We start from the raw sequence: 13,077 nt of genomic DNA on the forward strand, positions 1-13,077 counted from the left end.
TTGTTGAATGGGGTATAAAACGCCATCCCTGGCTTTATAACTTCCCTGCTAGCCGTTCTTATTGATAATCGATGGTGAACGTGGCATCGGCATCTGCCGCGCCCGGTGTAGCGGTCGCTTGCGTGGCTTTATAACGCGCACTGAATGCCAGCACGTTGCTGCCATCATTCAGCGTTTGTGGGGCTGAGTAGACGGCACCATTTGGCGTCAGAACCGTGCCGGCACGATCGGAGATTTCAATACCCACACCGCCTGCGGCGCCAGAGGCTCCACCGCCGATATTGCTGACGGCCAGGACGGTGTTGTCATTCGCATCAGCAGTACCAGTAAAGGCGACAGCAGCGGTGGTGGATACGGTGGAATCACAATCTTCGAGATTGATAGTGAAAGGGACTTTGCCGGAGTAAGTTCCAACCCCAGTAAAACGGGCGGTACGGTATTGTCCCAGGTTCACAACCTGGTCTGCCGTATTGGTACTGACCGCACAAGCGGCATTAACGATTTCACCTTTGAAATGTACGGTTCCACCAGCAACGGTGGCCGCAAAAATAGTAAAGCTGGATGACAACAATGAGGCACCAATCAAGGTATTGAGTAAAGATTTATGCATAACTTATATTTCCTGATAACAGATAAAAGTTAACGATCGCATTTAAAAAACAATCGTGGCTCTGTCGCTAAAGCGACGTCTCGATCCTTTTTTTAGTGCATCAGTCAGGAATACTCTGACGTCCTTCAACACGAAAAAACGTGCGGGCAAGATGGCCTACGCGCTTTCCCGTCGCGATGCGTTAATAAATATTTTTCATGATGGTTATTTTGTAAAAGTTGGCATGGTCTTGATAAAACCCCAAGAATGCAGGATTAAAATTCAAAAAATAAAAATCATTAAAATTTAAGACCGAAAAAAGGAATAAATTAAACATATAAATTTTTTTCGTTATTTAGCCGTGAATAATCGTAAAAAGACACGAACGAATAAAATGAGTCAAATGGGCTCGTATGTTTGTTTTTTTATGTGTTTCACGGTGACTCTGCGGCTTAAATAAGCCTGACGGTAAAATGGCGGCGGTAACCAGCAAGGAAATAAAAAAGAGGTTCACACAAGGGAAAAGAAGAAATAACGGTATTGCGGAAACGTACCTAATGACAAAACAGTAGGCACGGCGATACACCAACTGACCACGACAGAAATACGCTGTCGTTATATGGTGTAATGCACTGATTTTAAAAAATATTATTCACGTTGCGCGAACGTTACTAAACAAAAGTTTAGGCGTGATAAAGTTTTTTCATTCTATGCCGTTTATACCATTACACACCAGGCAATACCGAGATCGTCATAATGAAAAAAATCCTGCAAACTTCAATCATATTGCTCTCCATGATGGCTGCCACACCGTATACCTTCGCCTCATCACCTTCGTCGACAGGTATCATTCGCTTCGTTGGTGCCATCGTCGAACCCGTCTGCGATGTTACGACCCAGTCAAGTAATGTGAGGGTCAGTTGTGCACGACAAGGGGAAGTACAAACGCTACACGTTAAAAACGGTTCGCACACATTGCCACAAGGCATCGGTTCTGTGAGTTCAAAAAACCTGAGTTCACAGGTCCGTATCGTGACGGTAAGTTACGAATAAAGCCGATGAAACGAAAGCGCTTACCGCAACGCTCCGTTTCTGCTGATTCAAGGGCGCGACGCCACGGCGTCGCGTTCATCACATAATGAACAGGATTAATCATCCACAAAACAAACACCTTTTACACTCGATAACATTTTAATTTCCCGCTCTGCACGAACAATTACATCTATAGTTAAGGCAACACGCTATATTTAGCGCCTCAAAATGACGTTCATCATAAGGTTCATTGACGACATGCGCATATCAGCCTGGTTGCTATGTTCATTATCCTTCATCACCCCGTTAAGTTGGGCTGAATCAGTATCAACAGACGCCGCAACGCAGCAAAAAATTTTATTTTTTAATCACGACGATCGGGACATCGTTCCCGACACAACAGTTTGGCCATGGCAGGCTATTGGGCAATTGGAAACCACTAGCGGCAATCTCTGTACCGCGACGCTTATTTCCCCCCATTTGGCGCTGACGGCTGGGCATTGCGTGGTTACCCCTCCGGCAGGCGAAATAGATAAACCCGTCGCGCTGCGCTTTCTGGCGACAGAAAATGGCTGGCGTTATGAAACCACGGAAATTGAAGCGCTGGCGAATAAAACGCTCGCCAAAAAATTGAAAGCCGACGGCGAGGGATGGATCGTTCCGCCTTCGGCGGCACCGCTGGATTATGCCCTGATTCGGCTAAAGCAAACGCCACCAGGAATTCGCCCACTCACACTATGGCAAGGTAGTCGCCAGGAATTAATGCAGGCTTTACGCGACAGCGGGCAACGTGTCACTCAGGCGGGTTACCCAGAGGATCATCAGGATACGCTATATCGCCATCAGGATTGCATAATCACAGGCTGGGTTCAGGCCGCCGTTGTGGCACATCAGTGTGATACGCTGCCTGGCGATAGCGGTTCCCCTCTCATGTTAAACTCGGCGACAGGCTGGGTGCTCATGGGGATCCAAAGCTCAGCCCCCGATGCCAGTGAGCGCGAGCAGGCCGATAATCGCGCGGTTTCTGTTACTGCCATTCGTCAGCAGTTAGAAACGCTGGCAAAACTAAGTTCGCCAGAGACAAGTTCGCCAAAACCAAGCTCACCAAAACAACGCTAACGTCCACGGCGTAGTGCCCTCCGTCCGGCGGAAACCGACCGCCTGACGGAGGCATTGCCCACTGGCCTCATGGTATAAAAAAATATCTGTTCTATTCTTATCAGAGTGAATAAGAAAAGCTAAGGCACATACGGTTTGAAGTATGACGGGTATATCATCCATATTGTCGTGATCCATAACAGGCGTGACAATTATCAAAGATCTATTTCTATCCCATGAAAAATGTCTTTTTTATAATTAGATTATTATTTATTCGCCGAGCACCTCCTCAGTCAACTCGCTCAACCCCCAACCAACCAATTGAAAAACAGCAAGAATGTATACTGAACGCTAAACGTCAAAAACACCGGTTAAGTCAACGGATCCTTAGGGGCTTAACTGAAAGATAAAAGTGGTATAATAAGTTACCTCAACTTTTAACCTCTATGTTATTGTGTCGCCGTTAAATTAAATTGATGTCGTCGCGATTATTATTGCGGAAAGGAAGAGTCTACATGTTAAAACATTTGAGCCATGATGAAAAAAAACGCATGCAGACTCTCGACGAATTACAGAAATCCGATATATCTCAAGACGATATTCTTCATAAGCTCACGAAACTGGCCTGCGAACTGCTCGAAACCCCGACGGCGCTCGTGACACTCACTGGCACTAAATCTCTGCATGTTAAAGCGAAAACCCATTTTCCTCTGGATGATATGGATAAAATCGGTTCTTTTGATCATTTTATCGTACAAACAGGTCAACACTTTGTCTGCCCCGATGCCATTCAGGACAACCGCTTTAATGATAGCCCCTATGTAACGGGCAAGCCTTTTATCCGCTTTTATGCTGGCGTACCGCTTAAGACCAAAGAAGGCTATTCCATCGGTACATTCTGCGTCATTGATTACGTTCCGCGAACCTTCAGTAAGATACAACTGCGTTTACTGCATGATTTAGCCGCGGTGGCGATGGTTTTAATCGAATACCGTAACGCCATTGGCCTGATTGATGGGGTGACCCTGTTACCCAACCGCCAGCATCTGATCGACGACATCAGCCACATTACCGACATTCACGAACGCTACCTACTCATCCTGATTGATACCATCGATATTTCTTACGCCTATGAAATGGGGTGTGCATTAGGTATGCCGACCGTAGAAGGCCTGCTGAAAGATATCGGCATCTTCCTGCGTCTCAGTTTGAGTTCACCAGATAACCTTTATTGTGCGGCGGTTGGTCGTTTCGCTCTGCTGGTGAAGGCGGATAAAAAGGCGCAAACTCTGGCAGAGCTTGATGCTTGTGCAGAGCGGATCCATGAAAGTATCACCAGCCATATCCCGCTTAAACTGGAACTTTTCGTTGGGTACACTGAATTCCAGATCCCGGCCAGCGATCCGCAGGGGATTTTACGTGAATCTATGAGCGCCCTGCGCGCCGCAATCGCCAAAAATACCCGACAGTGCGCTTATGAACCCGAGGCAGATCAAGCCCAGCAAACCGCGTTTACCTTACTCAATGAGTTAGCTGATGTTGTACAGAATAATAAGCCGGGTCTCTATTTGGTGTACCAGCCGAAGTTGAGTATTAAAACCAACACCGTTATTGGTGCAGAAGCGCTGATTCGCTGGCGTCACCCCACACTAGGTGAGATTTATCCTGATCAGTTCATTCCACTAGCGGAAGGGACGACATTGATGCGCCCATTAACTGACTGGGTTACCCGGAAAGCGGCAAGCCAGGTGAAACAGTGGCGTCAGGAGGGGTTAAACTTCCCGGTATCCATTAATGTCTCTGCCAGAAATTTTTCCGAGAATGACTTCATCCCACGTCTTGTCGCCATACTGGACAACCACGGCCTCACGCCTCAGGACATTGATATCGAGTGTGTCGAAACGCAGAAAATCATTGAAAGCGCGGAAACACTCGCCACCATCCAAACGCTGAAACAGATGGGGTTTACTATTGCTCTCGATGATTTCGGCACGGGGTATAGCAACTTAAGCTACCTGCGTAATATCCCCTCAACGGTGATAAAGCTGGATAAGTCGCTGATTAAAGATATAAAAACTGACCGTAAGAGCCGCGTCATTGTGCAGTCAATTATCAACATGCTGCACAAATTAGATTATATCGTGCTGGCTGAAGGCGTAGAGAATAAGGAAACGCTCGAGCATCTGGCTCGTTTTGGCTGTGATGAAGTTCAGGGTTATTATTTTTCCCGACCTATCCCACCGGAAGCGTTCATTACCTGGATGGATGAGTACGCCTCACGCACGTCGGAATAGTATCATCCGTAATAGTAACACCACCGTCAAAGCAAGATGTTACCGCACGCAGTCGGCAGCCAGTGCCGCCGACCTATGCGCCTGAGAAAATTACCCTTCAATCTGCTCCATCGCCTGCAATACGCGCTTATCCGAGATCGGGAACGGTGTCCCTAGCTGTTGAGCAAAGTAACTGACGCGCAGCTCTTCCAGCATCCAGCGTACTGCCTTCACGTCGTCATCGTCACGTCGTTCCATAGGCAACTTATTCGACCACTGCTGCCATGCCTGTTGAACCTGTTCAACTTTCAGCATCTGCGCCCTGTCACGGTGGACATCCTGCGCCAGCTTCTCCAGACGGCGTTCTATCGCATGCAGATAGCGCAGTACATCCGGCAGGCGTTGCCAACCGTTCTGGGTCACAAAACCACGGAATACCAGACCGCTCAACTGGCTCTTGATATCACTCAATGCCAGCGCCATTGCCATGTCTACACGCCCTTTCAGCCGCTTGTTGATGGCGAACACCGCTGTCAAGATTTGCTCAACCTGTTTGGCGATATCCACCACCGTTTCGTTCAGCTCTGCACGTACTTTTTCATGCAACTGCTGAAATGCATCTTCCTGCCAGACCGGACCACCGGATGATTCAATCAGTTTGTCTACCGCGCAGGCGATACAGTCATCGATGAGATCCAGCACCTTACCATAGGGGTTGAAATAGAGGCCGAGTTTCGCCTTGTTCGGCAGTTTTTCGTGCAGGTATTTGATCGGCGACGGAATATTCAATAACAACAGACGACGCAGCCCCTGCCGCATGACCTGCTGTTGCTGGTGTGGTGTGTCAAACAAGCGGATCGCCACGCTGTCTTTTTCATCCACCAACGCAGGATAGGCTTTGACCGAGTAGCCACCTCGTTTCTGCTCATAACAATCCGGAAGTGAACCAAAGCTCCAGACGTGCAGACCACGCTGCTCCAGCCCGTCATCCACCACGGATGACAGCGTTTGTTGCACTTTATCCTTGAGCTGATCTTTCAGCGCACTCAGGTCTTTACCTTCTCGCTGCGTCCGATTTTTCTCATCGATAACGCGGAACGTGATTTTTAGATGATCGGGCACCTGATCCCACTGCCATGCCTCACGCGGCACCGTGACGCCCGTCATCAGACGCAGTTCACGTTCCAGCGCATCCAATACCCCTTTCTCCAAGGGCGTGGTACGCGCCAGAAACGCCTCTGCATAGTTCGGTGCAGGGACAAAGTTACGGCGTAACGGCTTAGGCAACGATTTAATCAGCGCGATAGCCAGTTCGCGACGCACGCCGGGAATCTGCCACTCGAAGCCATCTTCCCGCACCTGATTGAGAATAGGCAGCGGAATGTGTACCGTTACCCCATCCGCATCCGTGCCCGGCTCAAACTGATAGGACAAGCGTAATTTCAAGTTGTCCTGATGCCAGAAATTCGGGTAATCCAGCGCACTCACCTTTTCCGCGCCGTCTTTAATCAACATGCTTTTTTCAAAATTAAGCAGATCGGCGTTGTCGCGGCTGGCACCTTTCCACCATTTGTCAAAATGGCGTGACGACACAACGTCATGCGGCAAACGCCGATCGTAAAACGCAAACAGCGTTTCATCGTCCACCAAAATGTCGCGGCGGCGCGATTTATGCTCTAAATCCTCCACCTCCGCCAGCAACTTGAGGTTGGCGCGGAAAAAAGCGTGATGCGTTTGCCAATCGCCTTCCACCAGCGCGTGGCGGATGAACATCTCACGTGCCAGCGTCGGATCGATTGGGCTGTAGTTCACCTTACGCGCCGCAACAATCGGCAGCCCGAAGAGCGTCACCTTCTCCTGCGCCATCACCGTGCCCTGCGCTTTCTCCCAGTGAGGATCGCTGTAGCTCCGTTTAATCAGATGCGGAGCCAGCGGTTCGATCCACTCAGGTTCAATACGTGCGGCGATGCGTCCCCATAGGCGGCTGGTTTCCACCAGTTCAGCCACCATCGTCCACTTAGGCGGCTTTTTGAATAACCCGGAGCCAGGGAAGATGGCAAACCGGGCGTTACGCGCGCCGCTGAATTCTTGTTTCTCAATATCTTTCTGTCCGATATGCGACAACAAGCCAGTGAGCAGCGAGCAGTGAATACTCAGATAATCAGCCGGTTCACTGTTGACCGGCAACCCCAACTCTTTCACCACCTGACGCAACTGCGTGTAGATATCCTGCCATTCACGAACGCGCAGGTAGTTAAGGAAATCGGTACGGCACTGACGCCGGAACTGGCTGGAAGACAGCGCCTTCTGCTGCTCACGCAGATAGTCCCACAGATTGACGAAGGCCAGAAAATCAGAGTCTTTATCGGCAAAGCGACGGTGTTTTTCATCTGACGCCTGCTTCTTATCCATCGGCCTTTCGCGCGGGTCCTGAATCGACAGCGCGGCAGTAATTACCATCACCTCACGCACACAGCCCATTTTACGTGCTTCCAGCACCATACGCGCCAGGCGTGGATCAATCGGCAATTGCGCTAACTGCTGCCCTTGCGGCGTTAGATGGTAATGCCCGTTCTCTGCCAGATGAATCGCGCCCAGTTCCTCCAGCAAGCGCACGCCGTCTTGAATGTTGCGCTTATCCGGCGCTTCAACAAACGGGAACGCGGCGATGTCCCCTAACCCCAGCGACGTCATTTGCAAAATGACGGAAGCCAGATTGGTGCGAAGAATTTCGGGATCGGTAAACTCAGGTCGAGAGAGGAAATCCTGCTCGGAATAGAGGCGAATACACACCCCAGCGGCAACACGACCACAGCGCCCTTTACGCTGATTCGCCGATGCCTGCGAGACCGGTTCAATCGGTAGACGTTGAACCTTAGTGCGGAAGCTATAGCGACTGATACGCGCAGTACCGGGATCGATCACATAGCGGATCCCCGGCACGGTGAGTGAAGTTTCCGCCACGTTGGTCGCCAGCACGATGCGGCGACCATGATGTGACTGAAAGACACGGTTTTGCTCCTGATTCGACAAACGTGCATACAGTGGCAAAATTTCGGTATGCGGCAAATCCAGACGGGTCAACGCCTCTGCCGTATCGCGGATTTCACGCTCGCCGCTCATGAAGACCAGTATGTCACCTGGCCCTTCGCGCGTCAGCTCATCAACGGCATCAAAAATCGCCTGTAGCTGATCGCGCTCGCTGTCATCAGCGTCTTCCACCACGGGACGGTAACGCACATCCACCGGATACGTTCTACCCGATACTTCAATGATCGGTGCATTATTAAAATGGCGTGAGAAGCGCTGCGGATCGATGGTAGCCGAGGTGATAATCACTTTTAAATCAGGGCGCTTTGGCAACAGTTGGCGCAAATAGCCCATGATGAAATCGATATTCAGGCTGCGCTCGTGCGCTTCATCGATGATCAGCGTGTCATACTGCATCAACAGGCGATCCTGCTGAATTTCCGCCAGCAGAATACCGTCGGTCATCAGTTTGACTAGCGTATTGTCACCGACCTGATCGTTAAAACGGACTTTATACCCGACGCTGCCACCCAGCGGCGTTTCCAACTCTGCGGCAATACGGTCGGCGACGGTTCTGGCAGCCAGACGGCGTGGCTGCGTGTGGCCAATCAGACCATGCACACCACGCCCCAGTTCGAGACAGATTTTCGGCAACTGCGTGGTCTTACCCGATCCCGTTTCACCGGCGACGATAATCACCTGATGATGACGCAGCGCCTCCAATATCTCGTCTTTTTTCTGACTAACGGGCAACTGCTCAGGGTAGTGAATTGTCGGACAGTTTGCCCGCCGATTCTCAACTTTCTGGCGCGCCGCAACAATTTCCCCCTCAATTTCCTGAGCGATCGCGGCCTGAGCCTGCGGGCTGCTGATCTTCGCTGCGCCCTGCAAGCGACGGCGCAAACGTTGCCGATCGCGAAGCATTAGCTCACTTAACTGCGTAGATAATGCACTGAGAGGTGATTTCACGTTGCTCTTCCTTAATCGTTTCTCTAATTCTTTTCTCTGCCGGGACGATGCTCGCCGCCGAATCTGGCTCGATTGAGCCTAACTTGATTTTAAGGTACGGATTTTTAAGCCGTGGATAGTAGCACATTGTCATAGCTGGCTCTAATGGCACCATCTGGTCTTGGGTAAGAACGGTCGTATGCAAGAACTGTCTTATTCAAGAAAATCGAATAAAGACCTCGAATATTTGCACTTTTCACTTTCCAAAGCACCGCATAAGATGTGACACATCAAAGGGCGTTATGTTGTCGCCCACTTCAATCACTAAAGGAATTGGCAATGAGCAAAGTATTGGTTCTGAAATCAAGCATTCTGGCAGGTTATTCTCAGTCAAACCAACTGGCCGACCACTTCACCACCCAGTGGCAGTCTGCCCATCCAGACGATAGCATCACCGTTCGCGACCTTGCCGCCCAACCGATTCCGGTTCTCGATGGTGAATTAGTCGGTGCGCTGCGCCCATCCGATGCAACGCTGACTCCGCGTCAGCAGGAAGCACTGAAACTGTCCGATGACTTAATCGCTGAATTGCAGGCACATGACGTGATCGTGATCGCTGCACCAATGTATAACTTCAACATTCCTACTCAGTTGAAGAACTACTTCGACTTGGTGGCACGCGCGGGTGTGACATTCCGCTACACCGAGCAAGGCCCTGAAGGTCTGGTGAAAGGCAAACGCGCTATCGTATTAACCAGCCGCGGTGGTATCCATAAGGGTACACCAACCGACCTGCTGGAACCGTACCTGCGTGTGTTCCTGGGCTTCCTCGGTCTGACCGACCTGGAGTTCGTATTCGCAGAAGGCTACGGTTACGGCCCTGATGTTGCACAGAAAGCGACCGAAGACGCAAAAACACAACTGTCTCAGTTGGTCACTGCATAACGAATCATCGTTACTACCCTTGCCATTATATTGCTTTAATTGGCTTAATTATTGCGCGCCTTCCGGCGCGCTTTTCTTTACTTCATCACCTGCGGCATTGTCCGATCGCTCCAGCAGTTGCGTCGCATCTTTATCCGCTTTGATGTGAATCTCATGCTCGATCTTCACATTCATATTGATAGTGATCGGCTCTTTGGGAGCGGCGACTTCAATACGCGGCACACATCCCGTCAGGAAAGCCACCATGCAGCACATCAACACTGTCTCGCTTTTATTCATTGTTCTGCCTTGAGTTTATTCATTCGCCTGCTGTTCCAGCGTATCCAGCAAGTTATCGCCAAAGCGCAGACTACGCCAGAGCTGGAAGATATTCTCCTGATGACGATAGTTAAGAATGACCTGTCGTTTCGCGCTGAGCTGCGGATTTTTCCCCTGCACCTGCGACGTTAATGTCAGATCGCCCTGATTGTTCAGGTCAAGTGTGGCATAGGAACGCCCGATCTCCAGATAACGCAGCCAGCCAATCGCTGCGCCGCCCGCCAGGTTTTTACTCGCTAGCTCATCTGCCAACTGATTGTCCAGCCGCAGCGTCAGGAAGCCATCATTGGTAATACGCCCGCGTTCAATCAACATAGTCGGGTGATTAAAATTCAGCGGTAGCGTGCCGCTCACACGTCCGGACAGTGCAAACTGCTTTTGCTTCAGCACCGTCGTCAGTTCGCTGAGATCGACATGCTTAACGGTGAACAACGCGGGTTCCCGCTGCGGCCAGCGTAGCGTGGACAGGCCGACATGCCCATTCAATACATCCATGTCAGCCTGAGACATAACCAGCGGCCGTCGCTCACTGTACGGATAAAAACCCTGTAGATCGACACGGATATTGCTCATCCTAAACAGGTTATCCAGCACGTCAATGCGCAGCGTGACGGGTTGCCTGACACCCAATTGCCAGCGCTGCTCTTTCAGGCGGTAAGGCAGGACGAAATTTACCCCGCTGACTTCACCATCCTGTAACCACAGTCCGCCATTTTTCACTACCCAGTGTCCGCCTGCGCTGAACCCTTCTTTACGCGCGGCGGAAAATGCCGCTTGAGCGTAAAACTGTCCGGCGCGGATGTTCATTTTCAACAGCGGGGAAAGCAGAGGTTGAAACACCTTAAGCGGCTGCGTTGGCCACCACGCACCACCGCGTAGCCGTTCCCCATCCCAACGCCCACGCAGCTTGACCGGCCCGATATCTTCAGCCTGTAGCTGCCCCTGTAGCTGGAAATCATCCGGGCTGCGCCCTTGCATCGCCAGCGTTAGCAATGAAGGCGGCAGATAGCCACCGTTACTGAAATTTGTCCGCTCTGAGACTACTTGCAGTGCCCCTTGAAAATGTTCGCCTGAACGGGCGCGTTGCCAACGAAGCGGCTCAGTCATCGTCAGACGAGGTTGATGCACCGTTACCATGCCATAGCTCAGTTGGTCCAACCCACTCGACAGTTGGCTCACTTCTATCAGGGTATCCTGCCAGCGCCCTCGCCCGGCCACATCCCATTGCCCTTTCAGCGGCGGCAGACGACCATTGCCCCAATAGCGCCACTGCCACTGCCCTTGATCCGGCCAGAAATCCTGCGCCTGACCGTCAAGGTGTAGATTAAAGCGCCCCCAGAATGCTTCCCGCGCCTTAACAATCGCCTGTAACCGCCCATTCACCCCCGTCGCACTCACCCGAACCCCCGCCAGCGGCCAACGCGCCTCTTCCAGATAAATCTGCGGCGCGGGCGTCCCCCAGGCACGCAGCAGCGCGCCCGGTAAAAGAGAGAGTTCGGGATTGAGAATAGAACCCTGCAAAACCCCCGGTAGCGTCGCCGTCAAGGAGAGCGCCGGTAAGTTAGCCTGTCCGGTAAGCTGAAAGCGCAATTCGCTGTTGAGCAGGCCGATATTACCTGGCCCGAGTACCAACACGGCGTTAGCCTTGCCGTTATGCCCTTGCGTCAACATATTCAAACGCGCGTTAATCGTGGTGGCATCCAACCCTTGCCGCCAGTGCTGTAATGTCATCGCCACTTGCCCAGAGAGTGGCTGATCCGCATAAGGCCAGCGCCAGATGCCATTAGTAACCTGAATCACCTCATCCGTCAGTTGCCACGGCAGCGATATCAGCGGCACCTCATCATGCGCGGCATTCAGCACCAGCTCGCCTTGCTGATTATGCCAATTCAGCAGGAGAGAAAGTGGATCCGGCGTCTGCCCTGAATCCAGTTTCCCAGAGAGACGCCCCTGCACTGGTGCGGCACCCAGCGTATCGGCTAATTCCATCTCACCGCTGACTTGCAGACGCACGAACCCCGCTGGTGTGGCGAGCATGCTCTCATGCAGAGTCAGGCGCTTATCATTCAGTTCCGCCCTAAACGCCAACTGCTCACCCTGATAATCGAGCGTTTGTTGCTGTTTGCCATCACTACTGAACCGCACCTGTCCGGCATAATCCTGCCAGGGTTGTAGCGTAAATTTCTTCACCTGAATAACGGCAGCAGGCAGCCGCGCTTGCCACTGCGACAACGGCGCAGATGGCTCAGTGTCGCCGCTCGCTGGCACATATTGCAGACAGTCGCTGTTTAACGTCACGGCATCAATATCGGCATGCCACTGCCAGCGATGCCAACGCAGCGTGACATTCTGCACATCAAGCAGCGCGCACTCTCCAGCCTTAATGCTGAAACCTTCGCTATGTAACCCGCTATTCTGCCAACCCAACGTATCTTTTACAGCCAAAGACATGTTCGTCGGTAGCCAAATTTTGGCTAAGCCCGGCAACCACTGCGGCATCGCCCGCCAGGAAACCAATAGCAAAGTGACAAGCAGGAACGCCATTGGAAGTGCATATTTTTTAATCATTAGCGAATATTAAGCATCCCGTTCAATATTTGTAAAAATCTACTCGGTATGTATCTGCCGATCATATCAGCATTCGAACACAGCATATCAAGGGCTGCTTTGTGCGTAATAACACCCTTGTAACCGACCATCAACTCCCCTTGTCTGAAAAAACCAGACTGATGTCAGTCACCACGTCAGAAAACCATATGACCTACGCAAACAAAGACTTTATTGATGTCAGCGGCTATAGCATGGATGCATGAATGGTACAGGCAGCCTCTGTCTTCAACCTTT

At 51.2% G+C, this 13,077-nt stretch carries 8 protein-coding genes; 4 read left to right on the forward strand and 4 right to left on the reverse strand.

The genetic code is table 11. The features are described 5' to 3' along the window. Nucleotides 1-58: 58 nt before the first annotated feature. Nucleotides 59-610 carry a type 1 fimbrial major subunit FimA gene (gene fimA, locus A7983_RS20300; RefSeq protein WP_005972351.1) on the reverse strand — a complete coding sequence of 184 codons (552 nt, stop codon included), beginning with the start codon at nt 608-610 and terminating at the stop codon, nt 59-61. A 1,269-nt stretch (nt 611-1,879) separates the two neighbouring features. On the opposite strand from fimA, the gene A7983_RS20305 reads away from it, so the two are divergent. Together A7983_RS20305 and A7983_RS20310 are read left to right on the forward strand one after the other, a co-directional pair. Beyond that, nucleotides 1,880-2,740 carry a trypsin-like serine peptidase gene (locus A7983_RS20305; protein WP_005972357.1) on the forward strand — a complete coding sequence of 287 codons (861 nt, stop codon included), beginning with the start codon at nt 1,880-1,882 and terminating at the stop codon, nt 2,738-2,740. A gap of 494 nt (nt 2,741-3,234) precedes the next feature. Continuing rightward, nucleotides 3,235-5,013 carry a sensor domain-containing phosphodiesterase gene (locus A7983_RS20310; RefSeq protein WP_005972360.1) on the forward strand — a complete coding sequence of 593 codons (1,779 nt, stop codon included), beginning with the start codon at nt 3,235-3,237 and terminating at the stop codon, nt 5,011-5,013. A 90-nt stretch (nt 5,014-5,103) separates the two neighbouring features. Here the strand turns inward: A7983_RS20310 and hrpA are convergent, their stop codons facing one another. Then, nucleotides 5,104-8,991, reverse strand: a complete 3,888-nt coding sequence (gene hrpA, locus A7983_RS20315) for an ATP-dependent RNA helicase HrpA (protein WP_005972363.1) — start codon at nt 8,989-8,991, stop codon at nt 5,104-5,106. A gap of 318 nt (nt 8,992-9,309) precedes the next feature. Between hrpA and A7983_RS20320 the strand changes: the two genes are divergently transcribed. Continuing rightward, complete coding sequence (locus A7983_RS20320; protein WP_005972365.1) at nt 9,310-9,915, forward strand: FMN-dependent NADH-azoreductase; 606 nt, start codon at nt 9,310-9,312, stop codon at nt 9,913-9,915. A 48-nt stretch (nt 9,916-9,963) separates the two neighbouring features. Here the strand turns inward: A7983_RS20320 and A7983_RS20325 are convergent, their stop codons facing one another. Then, a complete protein-coding gene (locus tag A7983_RS20325) occupies nt 9,964-10,194 on the reverse strand; it encodes a YnbE family lipoprotein (RefSeq protein ID WP_005972367.1) in 231 nt (76 codons plus the stop codon). Nucleotides 10,195-10,209: 15 nt separating this feature from the next. After that, nucleotides 10,210-12,801: a YdbH family protein gene (locus A7983_RS20330; protein WP_005972370.1), complete on the reverse strand. Its 2,592-nt coding sequence runs from the start codon at nt 12,799-12,801 to the stop codon at nt 10,210-10,212. 101 nt (nt 12,802-12,902) lie between these two features. Here A7983_RS20330 and A7983_RS24045 point away from each other — a divergent pair, with 101 nt between their 5' ends. After that, nucleotides 12,903-13,046 (forward strand): hypothetical protein, encoded by a 144-nt coding sequence (locus tag A7983_RS24045; RefSeq protein ID WP_156105182.1) that lies wholly within the window; start codon nt 12,903-12,905, stop codon nt 13,044-13,046. Nucleotides 13,047-13,077: the final 31 nt, after the last annotated feature.

It is taken from the genome of Pectobacterium wasabiae CFBP 3304 (assembly GCF_001742185.1).
In the GTDB taxonomy this organism is placed as follows: domain Bacteria; phylum Pseudomonadota; class Gammaproteobacteria; order Enterobacterales; family Enterobacteriaceae; genus Pectobacterium; species Pectobacterium wasabiae.